This window comes from Herbiconiux sp., assembly GCF_023264895.1.
Classification (GTDB): Bacteria; Actinomycetota; Actinomycetes; order Actinomycetales; family Microbacteriaceae; genus Herbiconiux.
The window spans coordinates 34,073-58,596 of sequence record NZ_JAHFUY010000028.1; the positions used below are offsets into that span (position 1 = coordinate 34,073).

General features: G+C 72.1%; 19 protein-coding genes, 1 tRNA gene and 1 pseudogene. 11 read left to right on the top strand and 10 right to left on the bottom strand.

Annotated features, from left to right (window positions below; all coding sequences use genetic code 11):
* The first annotated feature begins 50 nt into the window (after positions 1-50).
* Complete coding sequence (locus tag Q0D57_RS06485) at positions 51-1,904, top strand: glycoside hydrolase family 15 protein (RefSeq protein WP_291040059.1); 1,854 nt, start codon at positions 51-53, stop codon at positions 1,902-1,904.
* Between the two features lie 11 nt (positions 1,905-1,915).
* Entirely contained in the window at positions 1,916-2,404 is a 489-nt protein-coding gene (locus tag Q0D57_RS06490) for an FBP domain-containing protein (protein ID WP_291040062.1), read from the top strand.
* A 118-nt stretch (positions 2,405-2,522) separates the two neighbouring features.
* On the opposite strand, the gene Q0D57_RS06495 is transcribed toward Q0D57_RS06490, so the two are convergent.
* From Q0D57_RS06495 to Q0D57_RS06510, 4 genes are all read right to left on the bottom strand, one after another.
* The gene (locus tag Q0D57_RS06495; RefSeq protein WP_291040064.1) at positions 2,523-2,729 is read right to left on the bottom strand and encodes a hypothetical protein; all 207 of its coding nucleotides are present in this window, start codon (positions 2,727-2,729) and stop codon (positions 2,523-2,525) included.
* An 86-nt stretch (positions 2,730-2,815) separates the two neighbouring features.
* Entirely contained in the window at positions 2,816-3,412 is a 597-nt protein-coding gene (locus Q0D57_RS06500) for a DUF998 domain-containing protein (protein ID WP_291040066.1), read from the bottom strand.
* Between the two features lie 145 nt (positions 3,413-3,557).
* Positions 3,558-3,630 (bottom strand) — tRNA-Glu (locus Q0D57_RS06505).
* Between the two features lie 43 nt (positions 3,631-3,673).
* Positions 3,674-4,591: a diacylglycerol kinase family protein gene (locus Q0D57_RS06510; protein ID WP_291040069.1), complete on the bottom strand. Its 918-nt coding sequence runs from the start codon at positions 4,589-4,591 to the stop codon at positions 3,674-3,676.
* Between the two features lie 68 nt (positions 4,592-4,659).
* Between Q0D57_RS06510 and Q0D57_RS06515 the strand changes: the two genes are divergently transcribed.
* Entirely contained in the window at positions 4,660-5,304 is a 645-nt protein-coding gene (locus Q0D57_RS06515) for an MBL fold metallo-hydrolase (RefSeq protein ID WP_291040071.1), read from the top strand.
* A gap of 47 nt (positions 5,305-5,351) precedes the next feature.
* On the opposite strand, the gene Q0D57_RS06520 is transcribed toward Q0D57_RS06515, so the two are convergent.
* The 3 genes from Q0D57_RS06520 to Q0D57_RS06530 all read right to left on the bottom strand — a co-directional run bounded on the left by Q0D57_RS06520 (position 5,352) and on the right by Q0D57_RS06530 (position 8,780).
* Entirely contained in the window at positions 5,352-6,806 is a 1,455-nt protein-coding gene (locus Q0D57_RS06520; RefSeq protein WP_291040074.1) for an NAD(P)/FAD-dependent oxidoreductase, read from the bottom strand.
* 124 nt (positions 6,807-6,930) lie between these two features.
* Positions 6,931-7,557 (bottom strand): response regulator transcription factor, encoded by a 627-nt coding sequence (locus tag Q0D57_RS06525; protein WP_291040076.1) that lies wholly within the window; start codon positions 7,555-7,557, stop codon positions 6,931-6,933.
* Entirely contained in the window at positions 7,554-8,780 is a 1,227-nt protein-coding gene (locus tag Q0D57_RS06530) for a histidine kinase (protein WP_291040078.1), read from the bottom strand. Before Q0D57_RS06530 ends, Q0D57_RS06525 begins: the two co-directional genes overlap by 4 nt.
* Before the next feature lie 158 nt (positions 8,781-8,938).
* On the opposite strand from Q0D57_RS06530, the gene Q0D57_RS06535 reads away from it, so the two are divergent.
* The gene (locus Q0D57_RS06535; RefSeq protein ID WP_291040082.1) at positions 8,939-9,547 is read left to right on the top strand and encodes a small multidrug efflux protein; all 609 of its coding nucleotides are present in this window, start codon (positions 8,939-8,941) and stop codon (positions 9,545-9,547) included.
* A gap of 37 nt (positions 9,548-9,584) precedes the next feature.
* Here the strand turns inward: Q0D57_RS06535 and Q0D57_RS06540 are convergent, their stop codons facing one another.
* Complete coding sequence (locus Q0D57_RS06540; protein ID WP_291040084.1) at positions 9,585-11,414, bottom strand: Ig-like domain-containing protein; 1,830 nt, start codon at positions 11,412-11,414, stop codon at positions 9,585-9,587.
* Positions 11,415-11,588: 174 nt separating this feature from the next.
* Between Q0D57_RS06540 and Q0D57_RS06545 the strand changes: the two genes are divergently transcribed.
* Genes Q0D57_RS06545 through Q0D57_RS06575 form a run of 7 tightly spaced genes read left to right on the top strand, consistent with a single transcriptional unit; the run spans position 11,589 to position 19,638 of the window.
* Entirely contained in the window at positions 11,589-13,286 is a 1,698-nt protein-coding gene (locus tag Q0D57_RS06545) for an AMP-binding protein (RefSeq protein WP_291040087.1), read from the top strand.
* 47 nt (positions 13,287-13,333) lie between these two features.
* Complete coding sequence (locus Q0D57_RS06550) at positions 13,334-13,876, top strand: sigma-70 family RNA polymerase sigma factor (protein WP_291040089.1); 543 nt, start codon at positions 13,334-13,336, stop codon at positions 13,874-13,876.
* The gene (locus tag Q0D57_RS06555) at positions 13,873-14,637 is read left to right on the top strand and encodes a zf-HC2 domain-containing protein (protein ID WP_291040091.1); all 765 of its coding nucleotides are present in this window, start codon (positions 13,873-13,875) and stop codon (positions 14,635-14,637) included. The genes Q0D57_RS06550 and Q0D57_RS06555 overlap by 4 nt, the downstream gene beginning before the upstream one ends.
* A 47-nt stretch (positions 14,638-14,684) precedes the next feature.
* The gene (gene aroA / locus Q0D57_RS06560) at positions 14,685-16,064 is read left to right on the top strand and encodes a 3-phosphoshikimate 1-carboxyvinyltransferase (protein ID WP_291040093.1); all 1,380 of its coding nucleotides are present in this window, start codon (positions 14,685-14,687) and stop codon (positions 16,062-16,064) included.
* On the top strand, positions 16,061-17,806 hold the full coding sequence (locus Q0D57_RS06565; protein ID WP_291040095.1) for an AMP-binding protein: 1,746 nt from the start codon (positions 16,061-16,063) through the stop codon (positions 17,804-17,806). Before aroA ends, Q0D57_RS06565 begins: the two co-directional genes overlap by 4 nt.
* A complete protein-coding gene (locus Q0D57_RS06570; protein WP_291040098.1) occupies positions 17,803-18,969 on the top strand; it encodes an acyl-CoA dehydrogenase family protein in 1,167 nt (388 codons plus the stop codon). Before Q0D57_RS06565 ends, Q0D57_RS06570 begins: the two co-directional genes overlap by 4 nt.
* Before the next feature lie 9 nt (positions 18,970-18,978).
* Positions 18,979-19,638: an NAD(P)H-dependent oxidoreductase gene (locus Q0D57_RS06575; RefSeq protein WP_291040100.1), complete on the top strand. Its 660-nt coding sequence runs from the start codon at positions 18,979-18,981 to the stop codon at positions 19,636-19,638.
* A gap of 137 nt (positions 19,639-19,775) precedes the next feature.
* Here Q0D57_RS06575 and Q0D57_RS06580 read toward each other — a convergent pair whose 3' ends face one another.
* Complete coding sequence (locus Q0D57_RS06580; RefSeq protein ID WP_291040101.1) at positions 19,776-23,933, bottom strand: metallophosphoesterase; 4,158 nt, start codon at positions 23,931-23,933, stop codon at positions 19,776-19,778.
* A gap of 56 nt (positions 23,934-23,989) precedes the next feature.
* A pseudogene (locus Q0D57_RS06585) lies at positions 23,990-24,524 on the bottom strand (hypothetical protein); the annotation flags it as partial.

The window sequence follows — 24,524 nt, forward strand, 5'->3', positions numbered from 1 at the left end:
GATTACCTAGCTATTACCGATGTCGCGAGAACCGCTGACAGAATCGGCTCATGGCTCTGCGCATCGAGGACTACGCGCTCATCGGCGACTGTCACACGGCCGCCCTCGTGGGGATCGACGGGAGCATCGACTGGCTCTGCCTCCCCCGGTTCGACTCCCCCTCGTCGTTCGCGGCCCTGCTCGGCACGCCCGAGCACGGGCGCTGGCTCGTGGCCCCCGCTTCGGCTGACGCGACGGCGACCCGGAGCTACCTGGGAGATACGTTCCTGCTCTCGACCCGGTGGCAGACGCCCGAAGGCGAGGTCGAGGTGGTCGACACGATGCTGCCGGAGTCGCCGTACCGCACGGTGGTCCGGCGCATCCGGGGCATCTCCGGGCGGGTGCGGATGCACCAGGAGCTCGCCATCCGCTTCGGCTACGCCGACGCCCTGCCGTGGCTCCGCCAGGCGCCCGAGCACGGCGGCAACGCGATCGTGGCGGTGGCGGGGCCGGATGCCGTGATCGTGCGGGGGCCCGCACTCAGGGCGAGCGACCACGTGCACGAGTCGTCGTTCGAGGTCGCCGAGGGCGAGGTGGTCGACATCCAGCTCTCCTGGTTCCGCTCGCACCTCTCGCCGCCGCGCGCCGTCGACGTCGATGCGGCGCTCGAGTCGACGGCGTCGTGGTGGACGTCATGGGCCGACGCGAGCGACCTCCCCGATCCCTACTCCGCCATCGTCCGCCGCTCGCTGCTCGTGCTGCGCGCGCTCACCCACGAGGAGACCGGCGGCATCGTGGCCGCGGCCACCACGAGCCTGCCCGAGCAGTTCGGCGGGCCGCGCAACTGGGACTACCGCTACACCTGGATCCGCGACGCCTCGCTCACCCTCTCGGCGCTCATGCTGCACGGCTACGAGGAGGAGACCGGGCACTGGCGGCGATGGCTCCTGCGCGCCATCGCGGGCGACCCGGCCGACATCCAGACGATGTACGGGCTCGGCGGCGAGCGGCGGCTCACCGAGTACGTCGTGGACAGCCTGCCGGGGTACACCGAGCCGGCGAGCGGGGCGGATGCGGGCGGCGGTCCGGTTCCGCCGGTTCCGGCCGCCCCCGTGCGCGTCGGCAACGGCGCCTCGGAGCAGTACCAGGGCGACATCTTCGGCGAGCTCATGATCGCGCTCCGCGAGGCCCGCCGCATCGGGGTCGACGAGGACGAGTACTCCTGGCCCCTGCAGCGGGCGCTCCTCGGCTTCCTCGCCGAGAACTGGCAGCGGCCCGACAACGGGATCTGGGAGATCCGCGGCCCGCAGGTGGCGTTCACGCACTCGCGCGCCATGATCTGGGCGGCGTTCTCCTGCGGGGTGGAGGCCGTGCGCGAGTACGGGCTGGCAGGCGACGCCGACCTGTGGGCGGGCATCCGGGACACCCTGCGCACCGAGATCGAGACGCAAGGGTACGACCCGGCGCGCAACACCTTCGTGCAGCACTACGGCAGCACCGAGGTCGACGCGTCGCTGCTGCTGCTCTCGCAGATCGGCTTCGTGGCCGCCGACGATCCGCGGATGCTCGGCACGGTCACGGCGATCGAGGAGGACCTCCTGCACGAGGGCCTGCTGCTGCGCTACCGAACGGAGTCCGGGGTCGACGGGCTGCCCGGCGGTGAGCATCCGTTCCTCGCCTGCTCGTTCTGGCTCGTGGGGCAGTACGCCCGGTCGGGGCGGCTCACGGATGCGACGGCACTCATGGACCGCCTGGTGGGGCTCGCGAACGACGTGGGGCTGCTGGCCGAGGAGTACGACGTGCAGGGGGCGCGGCAGGTGGGCAACACACCTCAGGCGTTCTCGCACCTCGCGCTGGTGCGGGCGGCCGACGCGATCGCCCAGGCATCCGGCGCCGGCGCCCGGGGGACCGCCCCGAAGGTTTAGGCTCGTAGTCGATGCAGCCACTCACCGAGGCGGAGATCCGCGGTTCCTTCACGAACATCAGCGAGCTCGAACTGGAGCGCATGACGCTGCCGGGCCTGCACGAGATCGTCTGGGAGGATCGCGAGTTCCTCGGCTGGCGCGACGTGCACGCCATCCACCGGGGCTACATCGTGTTCTGGCAGGACGGCCGCCCCGTGGGCATGGTGCTGAAGGCCGCCGGATCGCGCACCCGGCCCGGCATCTCCTCGATGTGCACGCTCTGCCGCACCCCGCTTCCCGGCGTGCAGGTCACGCTGTTCACGGCGCCTCGAGCCGGCCAGGCGGGGTTCGACGGATCGACCGTGGGCACCTACATCTGCGCCGATTTCGGCTGCTCGAACCTGATCCGGATCGTGCCGCCCGCCTCCGAGATGCAGCCCGACCCGGACGCGCTCGTCGCGATGCGCGCCGCGGGCCTGACCTCGCGCCTCGAGAGCTTCACGCGCAGCGTGCTGCGCTAGCTGCTGCTGCGCTAGCTGCTGCGCCGCCGCCTCTGCGGCGCAGGGGACATGTGGCGCCGCCGTCGCTTCGCGGCGACGGTGCCACCTCGGGTCGGGTGGGAGGGCCCTGTCGCCTGGGTCAGCCGTCGTTCTCTTCGAGGGACTGCTCGTCGGTGGGGACGTCGGTGTCGGCGTCCTCCGGCTCGTCGGCGACCGTGGGGTCCACGCCCGAGGGCTCGGTCTCGGTGGTGGGGCCGTTGCCGACCGTGCCCTCGCCGTCGGGGTAGCCCGCGTAGTCCGGGTACTCCACGTCGCTCAGGTCGACGTTCTCGTTCTTGTCGCTCATCGCGGTCCTTCCGTTGTCGTGCTCCCCAGTGAACTCCGGTGCACCGATCGCGACAACCGACCCGCGGCCCTGCCAGGAGGCGGAGGTCAGGCCGCACCGAGCGCGGTCGCGCCCACGAGCACGAACCAGGCGATGAAGCCGAGGTAGATCAGGCGCTCGGCGGCACCGAAGAGGCCGCGCATCCGGTGGCTGAGACGCGTGACGAGCAGGCCGATCGCACCGACGGCCATGACGGCGGCGAAGACGGTCGAGAGCGTGGAGGCACCGGCGTGGTTGGTGTCGTGCAGGAGGCCCGCCGCCACGAACCCCGCCGCGGTCACCGCACCGAAGGCGAGGAACGCGAGCACGTTGTGCAGCCGGCCCCGGCGGGTGGGACCGGTGTCGGGGGCGTCCATCGGCACGAACGGGATGACGATGCGGGCGCCCGCGAACACGGCGAGCAGGATGACGGTGGCGATCGACCCCGGGACGTCGGCGAACACCACGATGGCTCCGATGCCCGCGACGCCCGCGGTGATGGCTGCGGCGGCGTACCAGCCCTTGAAGCGCGTGATGCCGTACTGGCTCACGGGGTCGCGGAGCGGCTTGAGGCCGCTCGGCACGACGTGCAGCACGACGAGGGAGAGCGTGGTGATCGCGATCGCGACGAGGGTGAGGAGGCCGCCCCACGAGGTGGATGTCATGGCTTCACGCTAGCGAAGCCGCCTGGTGCGCGGCACCGCCCGATCGGGGGATGCGACCGGTGCCGGTGGAGCCCCGGCAGCGCAGAAAACCTGCGCCAGCAACGCAGAAAGCCTCCGGCTGAACCGGAGGCTTTCTGGTGTTCTGTGACCCCAGCGGGATTTGAACCCGCGTTACCGCCGTGAGAGGGCGACGTCCTAGGCCGCTAAACGATGGGGCCGTTTTTGCAACTCAACGAGTATGCCACACAGATGAAGCGGTTCTCAAATCGAGCGATCCGCGAGCACCGACAGCGCCCCCGGAACGACCTCCACGGTGAGCGGCAGCTCGCCGAAACGCTCTCCGTCGGCGTAGCCCACGACCCCCGGCGACGAGACCGTGACGCGGCGCCCGCGGCGGAACTCCACGACGTCGAGGCCCGCGTGGGTGCCCGAGAAGACCTTGGGGAACAGCCGGATGAAGCGCGTGCGCGAGACCGGCGCCACGATGAACACATCCAGCAGGCCGTCGTCGAGCAGCGCGTCGGGAGCGATGCGCATGCCGCCGCCGATGGTGGTGTTGTTGGCCACCGAGAGGAGGCCGGAGTCGACCTCGATCCGCTCGCCGTCGATCTCGAGCACGTAGTGCCTGGTCTTCAGCGTGGCCAGCTCGGCGAGGAGGGCGAGCACGTACCGGGAGGCCCCGCGGGGGCGGCGCATGCGGTTGGCACGGTCGTTGACGGCGGCGTCGAAGCCCGCCGAGAGCACCCCGGCGAACCAGCGCTCCGGATCGTCGCCGCCCGTCACGCGCGCCGCGTCGATCACCCGGGGGCCGGCCTCGAGGGCCGCGGTGAGCACGGCGATGGCCGCATCCGGATCGCCTGCCGGGATGCCGAGGCCGGTGGCGAAGTCGTTTCCCGTGCCGGTGGGCACGATGCCGAGAGGCACGCCGGTGCCCGCCACGAGGTTCACACCGAGGTTGACCATGCCGTCTCCCCCCACCACCACGAGGGCGTCTGTCGGGGCCGCGAGGGCGCTCCGCACCACGCGCACGAGCCCCTCGTAGTCGGGGGCGCTCTGGGGCACCACGTCGTGCCCTCGGGCGCGCAGGGCCGCGACGACGGCGGGGCCGACCGCCCGGGTTCTGCCGAAGGAGGCGTTCGGGTTGATCGCGACGACGATCCGCTTCGCTGGAGTGGCCATTCCCCCGATTATCGCGCACCGGCCGCCGCCGGGTTGCAGGCCCCGGATGCTCGGTGTTGAGTCAGGATATGAGACTCACGAAATTCGAGCACGCCGGCCTGCTGCTGGAGAAGTCCGGACGCCGGCTCTTCGTCGACCCCGGCATGTTCACCACCCCCATCACCGACGCCGTGGGCACGGTGGCCGTGGTCATCACCCACGAGCACCCCGACCACTGGACCCCGGAGCAGCTGCGCCGCATCCTCGACGCCTCCCCCGACGCCGTGGTCTACGGACCGGAGGGCGTCGTGGCGGCCGCGGGTGAGGCGGGCATCGCGGTGACGCGGGTCGATCCGGGAGACTCGGTGGAGGCGGGGCCGTTCCCGCTGCGGTTCTTCGGCGGCCGGCACGCGGTCATCCACTCGTCCATCCCCGTGGTCGACAACGTGGGGGTGCTCATCGACGAGGTGCTCTACTACCCCGGCGACTCCTGGGCTGTGCCCGAGGGCGTCGAGGTCGACCTGCTCGCGGTGCCGGCGGGCGCGCCGTGGATGAAGATCGCCGAGGCCATGGACTACGTGCTCGAGGTGAAGCCCAAGCGCTCGTTCCCGACGCACGAGATGGTGCTGTCGTTGGCGGGGAAGTCGATGGCGAACGACCGGATCCAGTGGGCCACCGAGCAGGGCGGCGGCGAGTTCTTCGGGCTGCAGCCGGGCGACTCGCTCGACCTCTGAGGGGCGGGCGAGCGGCCGGCCGGTGGCCGGGTGTGACCGGCGCCGGCTCAGGGGGCGAGCGACGGGGCTTCGGTGATGCCGAAGACGTCGCGGAGGGCCGTGCGGGCCGCGTGCCAGCCCCCCATGCCGTGGACCCCGGGGCCCGGAGTGGCGCTCGCGGAGCAGAGGTAGACGCCGTCGAGCGGCGTGCGCCAGGGCGTGCCAGAGACGACGGGCCGGGCGAGCAGCTGCGAGAACGACGCAGCGCCGCTCGCGATGTCGCCGCCGATGTAGTTGGCGTTGTAGAGGGCGAGCGCCGAGGCCGGGATGGCGGCGGAGGCCACGATGCGGTCGCGGAAACCGGGAGCGAACTCCTCGATGCGGGCGGTGACGGCTTCGGTCATGTCGCGGCCGGAGCCGCGGGGCACGTGGGTGTAGGCCCAGAGCACCTGGTGGCCCTCTGGCGCCCGCCCCGGGTCGACCGTGCTCGGCTGCGAGACCAGCACGAACGGATGCTCGGGGTGGCGGCCGCGCGCGATCTGCCGCTCCCCCTCGTCGACCTCGGCACCCGAGCCCGCGAGGTGCACGGTGCCGGCGCCCGCGACCTCGGCGTTCGTCCACGGCACGGGGCCGTCGAGCACGTAATCGACCTTCGAGGCCGCGTTGCCGTAGCGGAACTGGCGGAGCGCACTGCGGTAGCCGAGCGGCAGCAGCTCGCCGCCGATGGCCTCGAGGGCGCGGGGGGTGACGTCGAGGAGCACGGCGTGCGAGGAGGGCAGGTCGAGCAGGGAGTCGATCCGGGTCTCGGTGACGATCTCGCCGCCGTGGGCGCGGAGGTCGGCGGCGAGGGCGTCGACGATCGCCTGCGATCCGCCGATCGGGATGGGCCAGCCGCCCGGGGTGTGCGCGAGCATGCCGAGGAGGAGTCCTGCACCGCGGGCGCCGAACGCGGCGACGGGACCGATGGAGTGGGCGGAGAGGCCGGCGAGCAGGCCGCTCGCCTCGTCGGTGCGGAAGCCGGCCGACGCGGACCGGGCGGTCGAGAGCACCCGGGTGCCGAACGCGGCGGCGGCGAGCGGATCGCGGGGCACGCGGAGAAGCGGGGACATCGCGAAGTCGACCACCGCATCCCTGCGCTCGAGCAGGGGGGCGAAGAGCCGGCGCCAGGCGGGACCGTCGGCGCCGAGGTCGGCGGCGGTCTGCCCGAGATCGCGGCGGGCGAGGGCCGCGCGGCCTCCTTCGAGCACGTGGGCGTAGGAGATCTCGGGCGAGACGAACTGGACCCTCGAGGCGAGGTCGAAGTCGCGGAAGAACGGCGACGCCAAGGCCATCGGATGCACGGCGGAGCACACGTCGTGCAGGTGCCCCGGCAGCGTGAGCTCGGCGGTGCGCGCTCCTCCGCCGGGCGACCCCGCGGCCTCGAACACCCGCACCGAGAGCCCGGCCCGCGCGAGCGTGACGGCGGCCGCGAGGCCGTTCGGGCCACTGCCCACCACGACCGCGTCGACCGGCCCGCTCGTCATGCCGCCACCCTACCTCCCCTCCCCTTCCCCACTGCCCCCACCCTCTGCCGAACCGTCACTTTCTGCACATCCCGAGCTGTTTTGGCGTGGAAAGTGACGTCTCGGCAGAACTGGGGGTGGGGGGTCAGATCCAGCCTCGGTCTTGGGCGAGGAGGACGGCCTGCTGGCGGGTGTCGACCGCGAGCTTGGCGAGGATGGCCGAGACGTGGTTGCGCACGGTGCCGGGGGCCAGGGAGAGGGCGCGGGCGATCTGCGCCGTCGTCTCACCGCGGCGGCCGGCCCGCAGCACGTCGAGCTCGCGGTCGGTGAGCGGGCACCGCTCGTCGCTCAGGGCGTCGGCGGCGATCTCAGGATCGACGTAGCGGGCCCCCGCGGCCACCCGGCGGATGACCGCGGCCACCTCCCCGGCGTCGCGCGACTTCGGCAGGAAGCCCGCGACCCCGGCGGAGAGCGCGCGCCGGAGCACTCCAGGGCGCGCATGCCGCGTGACCACCACGCACCGAGCCGCGATCGTGCGCCGCAGCCGCTCCGCCACCTCCACACCGTCGAGGCCGGGCATCTCGAGGTCGAGCAGGCACACGTCCGGCTGCAGCCGCTCGGCCTCGGCCACCGCCTGCAGGCCGTCGGCGCACTCGGCGATCACGTCGATGTCGCCCTCGAGCCGGAGCAGGGCCGCGAGGGCGGAGCGGATCATGCCCTCGTCGTCGGCGAGCAGCACCCGGATGACGGGGCGCCCAGGATCGGCCGTCATCGTGCCGTCACCGCCCCGGCCGGAGCGGTCACGACCACGGTGAACCCGTCGTCGCCGCGGTGCACCTCGAGCGCGCCGCCGGCCTCCCCGGCGCGACGCGCGATGCCGTCGAGGCCGGAGCCCTCCCGGGTCCCGCCATCCGGGGTCTCCCCATCCGGAGTGTCACCCGCAGCGCCCGAGTCCGCGACGTCGTTGCGGATCTCGTAGCGCCACACCCCGCCCTCCCGCGCGAGCGACAGCCGGGCCGAGCGCCCGCCGCCGTGGCGCAGCACGTTCGTGGTGGTCTCGCGGATGACCGGGCCGAAGACCGCGGCGGGCGCGTCATCGGCATCCGGAGCCACCGACGTCTCGGCCGCGATGCCCGCCGCCCGCAGCAGGTCGCGCGCGTTGGCGAGCTCGTCGCGGAGGGGCACCGAGCGGAAGCGGAGCGCGAGGTCGCGCGTGCCCTGCCGCGCCTCGTCGACGCTCCCCCGCGCCGCCCGCAGCTGCTCGAGGGCCGCGGCGGGATCCTGATCGAGGAGTCGTTCGGCGAGCTCGAGCTGCAGGGCGATGACCTGCAGGTGGTGCCCCTGCAGGTCGTGCACGTCGGTCGCCACCCGCAGCCGCTCCTGGGTGGCGGCGAGCCGCGCCTCCGAGATGCGGGCCCGGTCGAGGGCGATCAGCACGTCCCACCACCACAGCGAGAGCACCGACATGAAGGGCAGGGCTGCGGAGAAGAATCCGAACAGGAAGGGATCCGCATCGAACTCGGGCGGCTCCCCCGTGAAGCGCTGCGCGTCGACCACCCAGAGGCCCACGAGCACCGCCGTGAGCGCGATCACGAGCCTCGCCCGCACCGAGCGCGGCCAGTCGAGGAGCTGCAGGGTCTGCGCCACCGGCGCGAGCAGCAGCAGCCACAGGCCCGTGAGGGAGAACGCGACCACGCCGAAGGCCGCCGCGATCAGGAGCGGGGCGAGCGTGTGCCGCCAGGGCAGCGTGGTGGTCTCGCCCGTGCGATGGCGGTAGGCGCGGAGGAGCGGAGCCGTCGAGGCGCACCAGATCAACCCGCCCACGAGCACCACGAGAAGCACCGGCCCGTCGAACCCCGCCTGCAGGAGGGTGGCCGGCCAGAGCAGCACGAGCATGAGCTCGAGGAAGACGATCGCCGAGACGGTGTACCACCAGGTGGCGGTGACGCCGCGCGACGTCGCGCGCGGTGCGGCGGGGTCGGAGGGGCTGGTCACCCTCCCACCCTAGATCCGTGACAGATGTCATGGCCGGGGCGGACGGATGACCCGGAAAGCGGTGACACCCGGGCACTGCCGGGGCGGCTCCGGATGCGATGGGCTGGTGTCCAGAGGCGGGGTCGACAGGATCCCTCCCCGACGACAGGAGATGCGTGATGGATCTGATCGCCCGATTCCAGGAGCTGGTCGGCCAGGTGCCCGAGCTCCTCCAGCCCCTCATCGTGGCGCTCGCGGGCGCCGTGCCCTTCATCGAGGGCGAGGGTGCCGCGACGATCGGCATCCTGGGCGGGCTGCACCCCGTCGTAGCCGTGATCGCGGGTGCCGCAGGCAACTTCCTCTGCGTGACCGTGCTCGTGCTCGCGTCATCCGGTGCCCGCTCGGCGATCGTGAACCGGCGCCGCGTGCGCCTCGCGGCCCGGGAAGAGGCGCGGGAGAGCGTGGTCGCGGGTGCACCCGCTGGACCGCTCGACGCGGCGGATCATGTGTCCGCCGGGTCGGGGACCGGGCCGGAGCTGAAGCCCGAGCCGGAGTCCGCCCGCAAGGCGGCCCGCCGGGCGAAGTTCCAGCGGGCCCTCGACCGCTACGGCGTGCCGGGGGTGAGCCTCCTCGGCCCCCTGCTGCTGCCCACCCAGTTCACCGCGACGATGCTCGCGGCCGGCGGTGTCTCGAAGGCCCGTGTGCTGCTCTGGCAGGCCATCGCGATCGCGGGCTGGACGTCGATCGTCGCCCTCGTGGTGGGCGGCGTCGTGCACGCCGTCGTCTGACGGCGTGCACGACGCTCGGGGAGTGCGCGATGCCGGGTCAGCGGCGGGCGCGCACCCGGACCGCTCCGGCGGCGCCGGCCACCAGTGCGCCACCCGCGAGGAGCAGCAGCGACCACGGGAGGATGTCGGCGGCGCCGGAACCCGTGTTCGCGAGGCCCGCGGGCTTCGTGGCGGGCTTCGGCGTCGGGGTGGGCGTCGGTGTCGGCGTCGGGATCGGCGTCACGGTGATGTCCACCGGGTTGCTGTCCGACGGCTCGAAGTTGACGTCGCCGAGGTAGCGCGCCGTGATCGTCGCCGGTCCCACCGGGATGAAGCTGATCGGCACGTCGACCGAGTTCGACCCGGAGGCGAGCGGCTCGCTGCCGAGGAGCTCCCCGTCGTAGTAGAACGCGATGTCACCCGTCGGCACGACGCCGACGGCGCCGACGACCGTGGCGGTCATGACGGTCTGCTTCTCGGCCTGCACCGTGGTGGGGTCGACGGCGAGCTGGGTCGTCGTGGCGATCCTGGCCACCTGGAGGGTGGTGTCGGCCTCGGATCCGCCGAAGGGCGAGATCGGGGTCGGCTGGTAGACCGCGGTGAGGTGGTAGGCCCCGGCGTCGATCGTGCCGCTCTCGATCGTGAAGACCGCTTCGCCGTCGACGAGCGTCGCCGTCATGGGCTCGACCGCCGCGAGCGGCGCCGTGTCGCCCGTGGCGCCGAGGGGCTGCTCGACCACGAGCACCACGTCGCCGGAGGGCACCGCGGAGGTGGTGAGGTTCTCGACCGAGGCGGTCACGACGATCTCGTCGCCGAAGACCGCGGAGGCCGGGGAGACCGCCAGCGTCGTCTCGGTCTGGTACTCGACCGAGTAGGTGATGGTCACCGATCCGTCGCCCGCCTCGCCGAAGCCGTCGCTCGCGTTCGTGAGCGACCCGTAGATGCTCCCGCCGCCGGCGCCGCCGCCACCACCACCGCCGAGGCCGAAGACGGCGTCGACCTGGCCCGTGGAGCCCTCGGGGGTCTCGGGGTCGCCGTCGTCGGCGAGAAGCAGGGCACCGGCGTCGCCGCCGCCACCGCCCGAGACGCCGTCTCCGTAGAAGCTCGCGCCACCGCCGCCGCCGCCACCGCCGAGGAACAGGACCGACTCGCCGGAGTCGCCGTTGCCGTCGTCGGAGGCGTTCACGACGCCGCCGTCGCCCTCCGCCAGGCAGCGCAGCCCGAAGTCGGGGTCACCCTCGGGGGCCACGGTCTCGTCGTCGCGCGGAGCCTTGCCGTCTTCACCGGCGTTGCCGCCGTCGCCACCGACGCAGAAGCCCACGACGCCGCGGCCGGCACCGCCGGCACCGCCCGCAGCCACCGCGGCGAGCGTGGGGCCGGCGTCGTAGTCGCCGAAGGCGCTCGAACCGCCGCCACCGCCGCCGTCACGGGCGAGGAACGATCCGTCGCCGCCGTCGCCGCCGTCGGTGTAGCCCGTGCCGCCCTCACCGATTCCCGCGGCTGCGAGGGGAGCGGAACCGTTCTCGCCGTCTTCGCCGGGTGCCGACCCCGATCCGCCGGCCTGGCCCACGATCACCGCGAACTCCTGGCCGGGTGTCACGGCTTGGGTGCCCGAGACCACCGCGCCGAGGCCGCCGGCACCGCCGTTCGTGCCGCCGCCCTTTCCGCCGGAGCCGCCCACGAGCGACACGGCGACCTCGGTGACGCCTTCCGGAACGGTCCAGACGTGGAATCCGACCTCGTCGAAGACGACGGGTTCGGCCGGCTGCGCGGCGTTCGCAGCGCCACCGGTGGCCAGGAGGCCCCCGGCGACGAGTGCGACGGTGCCCGCGCAGGCGAGCAGTCGGTGGATGGAACGCGAGTGCGTTGTGGACGGCTTCGTCGCCATGGAATGGTCCCCCTGGATCCTGTCGGCCCGCACGCTTTCGGGAGCGCGAGCGGGGTCAGCCTAGCGAAAAGGCGATATACCTGATAGAGCCCGGACGGGGGGTACGCGGTACCCGCTGACCGGCGCGACGACCCCCTGCCGTCGCACTCTGCAGTCGAGAAGAGAGCCGCACCGATGAGCCACTCCACGCCCAACACCGACTACGACACGAGCGCCTTCCGGGACGTGTTCGAGCAGCACTTCACCTATGCCGCCGCGGTCGAGCGCAACACCCACCGCTATGCCGGCCGCACGGCCATCACCGACTCGACCACGGGCCGGTCCTACACCTACCGCGAGCTCGGCGAGATCACCGGATCCCTCGTGGCCGGCCTCGCCGAGCGGGGCGTGGGTGTGGGCGACCTGGTGGGCTACCAGCTCATCAACCGGCCGGAGTTCGCGTTCCTCTACGTGGCGGCGCAGGGGCTCCGCGCCGTGTCGTCGCCGCTGAACTTCCGGCTCGCTCCCGCCGAGACCGCGCACATCCTGACCGGATCCCGCCCCCGCGTGTTCGTGTTCGAGGCCTCGGCGAGCGCCGACGTGCGCAAGGCGCTCGAGCTCTCCGGCTTCGCGCCCGAGACCCTCGTGTCGGTGGGGCGGGCCCCGGATGGAGACCCGGGAGTCGCCGGCGCCATCGACTTCGCCGAGCTGCTCGTCGAGGGCGCGCCCTCGTTCGGGGCGCCCGAGGGGGCGACGGTGTGGGACGAGACGTCGCGGCTCTACACCTCCGGCACCACCGGCATGCCGAAGGCGGTGCCGCTCACGAGCCTCAACGAGGTGCTGAGCGCGCACGACGCCATCATGCACTTCCCGCTCTCGCCCACCGACCGCACCCTCAACATGTCGCCGTGGTTCCACCGCGGCGGCAACTACTGCGCGGGCCCCAACACCGCCTTCTACGTGGGCAGCGAGGTGGTCACCCTCCCCCAGTTCGAACCGGGGCTCGTGCTCGATCTGATCGAACGCCACGGCCTCACCTACGTGATCGGCGCCCCCACCAACCTCGAGCGGCTCGCCGACGAGCAGGAGGCGTCGCCGCGCGACCTCTCCTCCCTCTCGGGCATCGTCACGATGGGCGCGCCGCTCGACCGCGCGGCGGCCCTCCGCTACCAGTCGACCCTCACCCGGCGGATCGCGAACGGCTACGGCACCACGGAGGCGTTCTGGAACACCTACCTCCGGCCAGAGGACCTTCCCGAGGCGGCCGGTGCGGCGGGCCGCGCGTGCCTCGACGACGACGTGGCCGTGGTGAAGGTCTACGACGACCGGTTCGCCGATCCGACCGACACCGTGGCGAAGGACGGCCGGAAGGTGGGCGAGGTCATCATGCGGAGCATCAAGAGCGGCTACGCCTACCTCGGCAACCCCGGGGAGCAGGAGCGCAAGTTCCGGGGCGGCTGGATGTACCCGGGCGATCTCGCGACCTGGGACGAGACCGAGATGGTGACGATCATCGGCCGGAAGGACGACATGATCATCACGGGTGGCGAGAACGTGCATCCGGTGCAGGTCGAGGAGGTGCTCGCCGCGCACCCCGACGTGGCCGACAGCATCGTGACGGGGCTGCCGGATGCGGAGTGGGGCGAGGTCGTGGTGGCCTACGTCGTGCCGCGCGGTGAGCTGGCCGCCCTCGCGGCGAGCGATCCGCAGGCCGCCGCAGCCGCCCTCGAGACGCATTGCCGCGACAGTGTGGCGCTCGCCCGCTTCAAGCGCCCGCGCCGCTACGCGTTCGTGCCCGAGCTGCCCTACACGGCCACCGGCAAGAAGCAGCACTTCGTGATGAAGCAGCGGGCGCCCGAGGATGCGGCCGCGGGCCTGTTCCGCACCCCGTGAACGTTTTCGGGCGCGGCCCCGTTGACAGGGGTGGAGGTGCGCGCGCGATGACCGACGATCAAGCCGAGCTGCTGCGGGCGGTGCACGATGCGCACGCGCCCGCGCTGCACCGCTACGTGCTCCGCCTCACCCGCGACGAGGGCTTCACCCAGGACGTGGTGCAGGAGGCGCTGCTGCGGGCCTGGAAGAAGCCCGCCATCCTCGAGCAGAGCGACGACGAGGCGCGGGCGTGGCTGTTCACCGTGGCCAGGAACCTCGTGATCGACGACCGCCGGAGCGCTCGGCACCAACGCGAGTTCGGCGTCGACGAGGTGCCGGACGGTCCGCGCGTGCGCGGCCTCGAAGGCACGGGCGCAGCCGACGGCACCGAGGCGATCGACGCCGTGCTCGACCGCTGGCTGCTGGCCGACTCGCTGCAGGCCCTGAGCCTCGAGCACCGCGCCGTGGTGGTGCGCTCGTTCTACCTCGGCCAGTCGGCGGTCGAGATCGGGCGGCACGAGGGCATTCCGGCCGGCACCGTGCGGTCGCGGCTGCACTACGCACTGCGGGCACTGAGGCTCGCACTGCAGGAGAGGGGGGTGACGGAGTGAACGACGAATTCAGCGACTGGGATGCCGCCTACGTGGCGGGGCTGCTGAGCCCCGACGAGCGGCGCAGCTTCGAGCGCCACCTGGCCGTGTGCCCCGCGTGCGCGAAGGCCGTGAGCGAGATCGCAGGCCTGCCCGGCCTCCTCGGCCGGCTCACTCCGGCGGAGGCGGAGGCGCTGCTTGCCGGCGACCCCGTGCCGGGCTCCTCTTCTTCCTCGTCCTCGTCGTCGTCCTCGTCCTCGGAGGAGCCTGGTCGGGTGCAGGATCTCGCCCGCCGTGCGGGCCGCAGCCGACGGCGGGCGCGGCGGCGGCTCGGAGCCCTCGTGGCAGGCGGCGGCGTGCTCGTGGCGGCGGTGGGCCTGCTCGCCGGCATCGGGCTGGGATTCGGCGGCACCGCGCCGACGGCACCCGCACCCGAGGCCCAGGCCACGAGCACGGCCTCGCCCGGTGTCGTGCGCGCCATGGCCCAGGTGGAGCCAGGCTGGCTCGACGCCGAGCTCACCGTCTCGGAGAAGGGCTGGGGCACGCGCTTCGACTGGAACTGCAGCTACCGCGTGGAGCCGACCGATGTCTACGAGCCGGTCGACTACGACCTCGTGGTGACGGATGCGGAAGGAGTCGAGACCACGGTCGCGAGCTGGAGCGCGACGGGCACGGAGGCCGGCAGCCTGTCGGCCTCGACGCGGATCCCGACCACCGACATCCGCTCGGTCGACATCCGGCTCACGGACACCGACCGGCCGCTCGTGCGCACCACGCTCTGAGCCGTCACGTAACGCGCCGGACATACGGGGTGCGGCATCATGGAGTCGTGCATCTGTTCGTGAACGGGACCGGGTCGGCGGTCTCCGGCGAGTTGAGCATCCCGGTCTCGAAGTACCACGCCCACCGGGCCCTCGTGCTCGCCTCGCTCGCGCCGGGCCGGAGCGTCATCACCGGGCTCTCGGACACCCGCCAGGTGGTCTGGACCATCGGCGTGCTGCGGGCGCTCGGCACCCGGATCGACGTGACCGCCGAGGGCTACGTCGTGCACGGCGGCCCCTACGACACGAGCGGGAACGTCGTCGACCACGGGTCGAGCTCGGCCGGCGGGGTGCTGAACGTCGGATCCTCCGGCACCACGCTCTACTTCATGACCGGGCTCGCCGCGCTGGCCGACAAGCCGCTCACGCTCACGGGCATGAAGTACTTCCAGCGCCGGCCGATCAAGGCGCTGCTCGACTCGCTCGACTCGCTCGGCATCCGCTACCGCGCCGAGAACGACAGGCCGCCCATCACCGTGCAGCCCGGGCGGCCCACCGGAGGGCACGTGCGGATCGCCGGCACGCTCTCGCAGTGGATCTCGGGGCTGCTGCTCGTGGCGCCCTTCGCCGGGCGGGAGACGACCATCGAGATCGTGGGCGAGCTCAACGAGCAGCCCTACGTGGAGCTCACGGTGCACATGATGCGGCAGTTCGGGCTCGCGGTGGAGCACTCCGATGACTGGCGGCACTTCACCGTGCCGGCGGGACAGACGGCCGCGCCGACCCACTACGTCATCCCGCCCGACATCGGCTCGGCGGCGTTCGGGCTGGCCGCCACCGCGCTCCACCCCTCGAACGTGCTGTTCCGCGGGCTCTCGGCCACGACGGGTGCCGACACGGATCACCCCGAGGCCGACTTCCTCGACATCGTGTCGGGCATGGGGCTCCCGCTCGAGACGGATGCGGCGACCGGGTTCGTGCGCGTGCGGCACGACGGGGTCGACCTGCAGCCCGTGGATCTCGACTGCCGTCGCATCCCGGACCTCCTGCCCGTGGTCTCGGCGCTCGCGACCTTCGCGCGGGGCACGTCGACGCTCCGCACGATCGGGCACATCCGGCTGAAGGAGAGCGACCGGGTGAACGCCATGCTGCAGCTCAACAAGCTCGGCGGAGACCTCGTCGACGAGGGCGACACCCTCACCGTGCGGGGAGTCGACGGGCTCCGGGGCGCACCGATGTCGTCGTTCAACGACCACCGGGTGCTCATGTCGCTCGCCGTGGCGGCCACGCGTGCCGAGGGCGAGTCGCGGCTGACGTATCCGCGGGCCTACCGGATCTCGTACCCGACGTTCCTCGACGCGATGAACGGGGTGGGGCTCGACCTGTCGATCACCTCGGTGCAGGAGCGCACGGCGACCGCCGAGGCGCCCTCGGTGGTCGCATCATGACGGAGACCGCGGCGGGCCCTGGCGACGCCGGGCTCACGGCGCCTGTGGACGAGCTCGTCGAGGCGGATGCGACGGCGGCGGCCGTCATCGAGGTCGGCGACCGGCCCGTGACCCTCAGGCGCGACGAGCTGCGGAGGCGGGCCGACGGCGTCTCGGCGCTGCTGCTGCGGCTCGGGGTGCGGTCGGGCGAGGCCGTCGCGTTCCAGCTGCCGAACTGGGCGGAGACCGTGGCGGTGACCCTCGGGGTGCTGCAGATCGGCGCCGTCGTGGCCCCCGTGATGCCGGTCTTCGGCGAACGCGAGGTGGCGATGGTGCTCGCGCGCTCGAAGGCCAGGGTGCTCATCGCGCCGCGCTCGTTCCGCGGGCGCCGGCACGCGGCCGAGGTGGCGGGCGTCGTGGCGGAGGCCTCCCGGCAGGAGCGACCGCTCGCGCTCGAGCACGTGGTCGTGGTGGGAGACGTGGATCCCGCGGGCGCGGTGCGCGCGGGCTCGAGTTCGAGCGCCGGCTCTGGCCCCTTCGTGCCGCCGACCACCCCCGGGCTGCAGCTCGCCTGGCACGACTTCGACACGGATGCCGCCCCGGATTCGGCTCCGGCTTCGGCTCCGGATGCGGCGTCGCGGGCCGAGATCGAGCGACGCCGGCCGGGCGCCGACGACATCGCGCAGCTGCTCTTCACCTCGGGCACCACGGGCGAGCCCAAGGGCGTGCAGCACCGGCACGGCACGCTCGCCCTCGCCACCGCGCTCGAGATCGCCCACCTCGGTCTCGGCGCCGACGACCGCATCTTCATCCCCTCGCCGCTCGCCCACCAGACCGGCTTCCTCTACGGGCTCCTGCTCAGCTGGCGGCTCGGCGTCGCGGCGGTCGTGCAGCCGGTGTGGGATGCCGGGGTCGCCCTCGACCAGGCCTTCCGCCGGGAAGGTGCCACGTTCGTGCAGGCGGCCACGCCGTTCCTGATGGACGTCGTCGCGGCCGTCGAGGTGGGGGCTCCCCCGCCCTCGAGCCTGCGCATCTTCGTCGCCACCGGCGCCGCGGTGCCGCGCGAGCTCGCAGCCCGCGCCACCGGTGTGCTCGGCGCGGCGGTGCTCGGGGCGTTCGGCACCACCGAGACCTGCCTCGGCACGCTCTCGGCGCCCACCGACCCGCCGGGCTCCGCCTGGGGAACCGACGGCCGGCCGCTCGCCGGCATCCGCGTGCGCATCGTCGACGACGAGGGGGCCGAGCTCCCCGCCGGACACGAGGGCGACTACGAGCTCTCGAGCCCCACGATGTTCCTCGGCTACCTCGACCGCCCCGACCTCACCGCCGAGGTGTTCACCGCCGACGGCTGGTACCGCACGGGCGACCGGGCCGTGCTCGACGCCGACGGGTTCCTGCACATCACGGGGCGGGTGAAGGATGTCATCAACCGCGGCGGCGAGAAGGTGCCGGTGGTCGAGATCGAGAACCTGCTGTTCGCGCATCCGGCTGTGAGAGACGTGGCCATCGTGGCCATGCCCGACCCCCGCCTCGGCGAGCGCGCGTGCGCGTTCGTGGTGGCCGCCGATCCGGCGCATCCGCTCGGGTTCGCCGAGCTGCAGGGCTATCTCGGCGAGCGGGGCGTGTCGAAGTACTACTGGCCGGAGCGACTCGAGACCATCGGGGAGCTGCCGCGCAACGCGGTGGGCAAGATCCAGAAGAACCTGCTGCGGGAGCGCGCCGCCGCGCTCGTGGAGCGCGAGCGACAGAAGGAGAGTGCGTGAGCGTGAGTGCGAGCGACACGGAGTTCGAACAGCTGAAGGCCGAGCTCGACGCCTGGGTGCGCGGGCCCGGCGAGGAGTGGTCGGAGCGCATCGAGGAGCTCGGCGACGTGCCCGCGGAGCTCTACGCCGAGCTCCGCGACCGGGGCTGGCTGAGCCTCGCCGCCCCCGAGGAGCTCGGCGGGCGCGGCATCCCGTTCGCCCGCTATCTGGAGCTGCTCGAGATCATCTCGCGCTCGCACGGGTCGATCCGGATGCTCGTGCACGTCAACAACGGCCTCTGGCGCGCCATGGCGCCGTTCGTCGACGACGCACAGCGCGAGGTGCTGAAGCGCGCCGTGAGCGGTGAGGAGCTCGTGGCCTTCACGCTCACCGAGGCCACCGCGGGAACCGGGGCCGATATCCGAAGCACCGTGCGCCGGGACGGCGACGTCTACCTACTGAACGGCGAGAAGCACCTCATCACCTTCGGCGTGAAGGCCGACCGCTGGCTGCTCTTCGCGCGGCTCGAGGGCAGCACCGGGGCCGAGGGCACCGTGGCGCTGCTCGTGCCGAACTCCGGCCTGCCAGGCGCCGAGGTGATCGACGACTCGGACACGATGGGCGTGCGCGGCACCGACCACGCGATCCTGCGCTTCACCGACACCCCCGTGCCCGTCTCGGCGCGCATCGGCGCCGAGGGCGAGGGGCTCGCCGTGGCGCTCGGCGGGTTCCTGCTGCCGAGCCGGGTCTCGGTGGCGATGAGCTGCGTGGGGCTCGCCGAGCGGGCCCAGGAGCTCGCGGCGTCCTACGCGCTCACCCGCACGACGTTCGGCAAGACGCTCGCCGAGCGGCCCGTCATCCAGGCCTACCTGGCCGAGAACTACGCCGACATCGCCGCCGCCCGGGCCCTCGTGCTCGAGGCGGCGCGCGCCTACGAGCGCTCGGCACCGGATGCGGCGGCGCTGTCGAGCGCGTCGAAGATCGTGGCCGTCGACATGCTCGGGCGGGTCACCGACCGGGCGCTGCAGATCCACGGCGGGCAGGGCTACTGGCGGCGCAACGCGATCGAGCGGGTGTACCGCGACGCCAGGGCGCAGCGCTTCGAGGAGGGCACCAACGAGATCCAGAAGACGGTGGTGGCTCGCGCGGTGCTCGCCACCGCCCGCGCCCGCGCCGCCGGGTAGCGTGAGGGGATGCTCAATCTGCTGCATCTCGACTCCTCCGCCGGCTCCGTTGAGCGCTCGCGCTCGCGGGCGATCGGCCGCACCTTCAGCGAGGCGTGGCTGAAGGCGGCGGTGGGCAACACCGTGACGCATCGCGATCTGCACCGCGACCCGCTGCCCCACCTCGCCGACGACTCGCTGCACTGGCCGCCGCGGCTCCGGCACGCCGAGGCCGCGCCTCCCGCCGACGCCGAGGCGCTGCAGGCGTCGCTCATCGCCGAGCTGCTCGCCGCCGACGTGCTGCTCGTGGGCGCTCCGCTCTACAACTACTCGCTGCCGTCGTCGCTCAAGGCGTGGATCGACAACATCCACGTGCCGGGCGTCACCGCGCCCTTCGACGGCGACACGCAGCCGCTCGCCGGCCGACCCGCCGTGATCGTGACGAGCCGCGGCGCCTCCTACGACGCGGGCTCCCCCACCGAGGGCTGGGACCACGAGGTGCCCGCCCTCCGTCTCGTGCTCGGCACCGCCCTCGGCATGGAGATCACTGTGATCGAGACGAACCTCACCCTCGCGGGCGACGTGCCCGCCCTCGCGCCGCAGCTCCCCCGCTCCGAGGCCGAACTCGCCGCCGCCCACGCCGAGGCCGCCGCCCAGGCGGCCCGCCTCGGCGCACCGCGCCCCGCCTGACGCCGCCCGACGGCGGCTGGCGGTTCTGAACGCGGAGAAAGACGAACGTCGCGCCGACCGGCCCCGTAGGGAGCTCGGTCGGCGCGACGTTCGCCATTGTCCGCGCGCGGTGCCCGGAGGGGCACCGCGCGGTGGCGCTACTCCCCCCGCTGCAGGGCGATGAGGCCCGTCGGGAAGCGGTCGCGGGCCGACACGTAGACCTTGCCGAGCTTCTCGTCGACCGAGACCCCGTAGACCTTGTTGCCGTAGGCGGTGCCCGGGAAGTTCGCGATCTCGGTGAGATCCGCGGCCTTCAGCACCCGGATGCCGCTGTTCTCGAAGGTGTCACGCGAGTGACCCACGTACACGCGGCCCGCCGCACCGTCGACGTCGACCGACCGGTAGTCGGGCGCCGCCACCGCGAGCGACTGCAGCAGCTCGAACGACGTCGCGTCGTAGACGCGGATGCCCTCCGTGCCCCCGGCGTTGTCGTTCGTGACGTAGAGGCGGTTCGAGGCGGAGTCGACGGCGATGCCGTGGCTCTGCCAGGTGCCCGCACTCGCCGTCTCGACCGTCTGGATCGCGGCCCCGGTCGCGGCGTCCATGACCGTGAAGCCCGTGCCCCTGGTCGCGCCGTAGACGCGTCCGGTGGCCAGATCGACGTCGAGGCCCCGCACGTTGGCGCCGAACGCGAACGGTCCGCGCTTCACGGTGTCGGTCGCGAGGTCGAGCACGATCCACGACGCACCGTAGGCGACATACAGCTCGCCCGTGGCGGAGTCGATCGCGACGTCGCGCACGCCCTCGGTCTCGGCACCCGGGATCGCGTGGGTCGCGACCACCGTGTCCGTCGCCGGGTCGATCTCGAGCACGCGCGCCGGGCGCTGCTCGTTGCCGACGAAGAGGTGACCGGTGGCCGGGTCGACGACCGAGCCGACCGGCTTCTGGTCGAGGTCGGGCGCGCTCTCGGACGACGGGATCGCCCCGAGCGGCGTGGGCGTGTAGCCCGTGCCGGCCGGCGGCTCCGGATCCGTCGGGTCGGTGGGATCGGTGGGATCCGTCGGGTCGGTCGGATCGGTGGGGTCGGTCGGATCCGTGGGGTCAGTCGGGTCGACCGGCCCCTCGACGCCCCGGCGCTGCGAGATCGTCACCGAGACCGCGTCGAGCTCGGAGCCGGGCGGGTTGAGGCGGAAGTCACGGTTCGAGACGAACACCCGCTGACGCTCCTCGTCGACCGAGATGCCGTAGCCGTCCTTGCCGTACATCGGGTCGGCGAAGTCGCCGAGCAGCGCTCCCGTGTGCACGTCGTGCACCGCGAACCCTCCGGATCCCGCGGCCGTTCCGGTGTAGCCCACGTAGACCAGGCCGTTCGTGGAGTCGATGTCGAGCTGACGTGCATTCACACGCCCCTTCGACTCCCAGAGCTGCTCGAAGCCCGCATCCACGTCGAACGCGGCGACCTGCACGATGTCGGGAACATCCTCGAAGAAGGATGTCGCGACATATCCGTTCGCCGGGTCGGCGGCCACGTAGTACGCACCCGCCGTGCCGTCGATCACACCGATCGACTCGCCCGTCTCGGCATCCAGCACCTCGACACCACGCGAAGGCATCGCACCATAGACGTAGCCCCGCACGGGGTCGACGTCGATCGAACGGTTCGACTCGAGGAACGAGAACGGACCGCGCACGATCTGACCGAACGTCGCATCCGCGATCGACACGACCAGCCAGTTGCGGTTCTGCTGACCGACGTACAGCAGCTCCTTCTCGTCATCGATACCCAGGTCGCGGATGTTCTCCGGCAGCGTGATCGTGCGCAGGATCTCATCGGTCTCGGGATCCATCTCGAAGATGTTCTGCCGGTTCTGGTCGCCCAGGTACAGAACGTCCTTCGAGGCCGAGTAGGCGGATCCGGCCGGCAGCGCCGCGTTCGACTTGTTCACCGAGTCGAGAGACCCGACGGTGTCGTAGGCGAGCGTCTCCGGAAGGATGCGCTCGGAGACCGTCACCGAGACCGCGTCGAGCTCGGAGCCGGGCGGGTTGAGGCGGAAGTCGCGGTTCGAGACGAACACGCGCTGGCGCTCCTCGTCGACCGAGATGCCGTAGCCGTCCTTGCCGTACTTCGGGTCGGCGAAGTCGCCGAGCAGCGCTCCCGTGTGCACGTCGTGCACCGAGAAGCCGCCGGTTCCCACGGCCGTTCCGGTGTAGCCCACGTAGAGCAGACCGTTCGTGGAGTCGACGTCGAGCTGACGCGCCTTCACGCGGGTGGTCTTCTCCCACTCGAGAGCGAAGCCGTCCTCGACGTCGTAGGTCTTCAGCTGCACCGCATCCGCCGTCTCCTGGAAGAGCGTGGTTGTGACTAGTCCGTTGACCGGGTCGGCAGCGACGTAGTACGCATCTTCCGTGCCGTCGATCACACCGATCGACTCACCCGTCTCCGCATCCAGCACCTCGACACCACGCGACGGCATCGCACCGTAGACGTAGCCCCGCACGGGGTCGACGTCGATCGAACGGTTCGACTCGAGGAACGAGAACGGACCGCGCACGACCTGACCGAACGTCGCATCCGCGATGGACACGACCAGCCAGTTGCGGTTCTGCTGACCGACGTACAGCAGCTCCTTCTCGTCGTCGATACCCAGGTCGCGGATGTTCTCCGGCAGCGTGATCGTGCGCAGGATCTCATCGGTCTCCGGGTCCATCTCGAAGATGTTCCGGCCGTTCTGGTCGCCCAGGTACAGCACGTCCTTCGCCTCCGAGAAGGCGGAGCCCGCGGGCAGGGTGGCGTTCGACTTGTTCACCGAGTCGAGCGACGAGATGACCTCGTAGTCGACGGTCTTGACCGGATCGGTCGGATCCGTCGGGTCGGTGGGATCGGTCGGATCCGGGTTCGGCGTGCAGCCGAGGCACGGTCCACCGGGGTCGGACGGGTCGATCGTCTGGGGCGCGGTGTCGTCGGTCACGGCCTTGCCGGCGTCGTTCTTGACGATCGTGAGACCGTCGAAGTACTGGCCGTCGGCCGTGCGCGACTCGTAGCGCATGGTGTCGCCCGCGACGTCGATGAGCTGGTAGAGCTCCACGCCGCCCTGCAGCTTCTTCAGGTGCGCGTCGTTCTCGGTCCAGAGGCGGGGGCCCGCTCCGTCGTACATCTTCGAGCCGACGACCGACACGGCGTAGACCGGTCCGTCGTAGTTGAGGTCGGCGTTCCAGGTGGTGGGGTTGCCCTCCTCGGCGTCGTTCGTGTTGCCGCGACCGTAGTTGTGGTCGTGGCCCTGCAGCACGAGGTCGACGTTGTTCGCCTCGAACAGCGGCACCCAGGCCTCACGGATGGCGCGGTTGTTGCGCCCCTCGTCGAGCGAGAACACGGGTTGGTGGAAGTACACCACGGTCCACTTGTTCGGGTTCGACTCGAGGGTCTCCTTCAGCCACTGGGTCTGCACCGCGAGCGCCGCGGCATCCGTGATGTTGCTGTTGAGCGAGATGAAGCGCACGCCCTGGTAGTCGGAGTAGTAGACGGTGCCATCCAGCAGCGCCTCGATCTCGTCCGATCCGCTCGGGCCGTTCTCGGGGTAGGCGAACTGCGCCGACCACTGCTTCGAGAGCTCCTCGCCCTCGTACTCGTGGTTGCCGGCGGCCGCGAGGAAGTTCTGCGTGCCGAACTGGTAGCCGGAGGCGTCGAACACCTCGCCCCACTGGGCGTCGTCGTTCGCGTCGTCGATGAGGTCGCCCGCCTGCAGCACGAGGCTCGCGTCGGGGCGGTCACGGAAGGCGTTGCGGATGACGCGGCTGGCGTCGGAGAGGATGCCGTTCTGCACGTCGCCGAGGTAGATGAACGAGAAGTCCTCCGCCGTCGCCGCCGCGGTGGTGAAGTGCTGCCACTCGCTGAAGTTCGTGCCGTCGCCCACGCGGTACTGGTACTGCGTGGCGGGCGTGAGGCCCGTGAACTCGACCGTGTGGAACTCCTCGTCCCAGCCGCCCGCCGCCACCGTGGTGGTGGAGGTGGCGTCGATCTTCTGGATGCCCGTGGGGTACGGCGTGGCCGTGGCCTCACGGAGCTCCGCCTTCGGCGAGTTGACCGTGGTGGCGGTGCGCCAGGTCACGGCCTGGCTCGTCGAGAGGTCGCCCGAGGGCGTCAGCACGATGCGGTCCGGGATGACCGAGGGGCCGTGCTGCTGGAGCGGCGTGGCGACCGCGGCCTGGGCGGCGGTGCTCGCCCCCAGCACCGGGGTGAACATCGCCGCCGCGACGGCGGCGGTGGCGAGGCCCGCGAGCAGCCGCGTGGAGCGGGCTCTGGTGGGCGTTGTGGTCATGGACCGACGGCCTTTCTTCGTGCGTGGAGGGGTGTGTCCGGATGCGGGGGTCGCGTTCACGCGGTGCCTCCCGTGGGACGACGGCGGATGTAGAGCACGGCGAGGGCGATGATGCCCGCGAGCAGCAGGCCGCCCGCGATCGCGACGGCCGTGCCGGTGAAGCCGGCGCCGGTGTTCGCGAGATCCTTGACGCCCGTGCTCACCGAGCCGTTCGCGAGGATCGTGATCGGAGCCTTCACGACCGCGCCCGACTCGAGGCCGCGGACCTCGATGTGGTGCGACCCCGGGGTCACGCCGGCCGGGATGCGCGCGGTGTAGAAGTACGCACCGTTCGCGTCGGCCTTGGGGAAGCCCAGTTCGATCGGGTCGGAGTGCAGAGTGACCTCGAGGTCCTCGTTCGGCCAGAAGCCGGCACCCTTCATGCTGATCGTGCCGCCCGCGGCCACACCGGTCGCGGAGAGCTCGAGCGGGGTCGGGTTGGCCGCCGGCTTCGGGTCGACCGGGTTCTCGGTGGGCTGGGGGCCCGGGGTCGGCTCGGTCGTGGGCGGGGTGGTGGGTGCCGTCGTCGGAGGGGTCGTGGGCTCCGTCGTG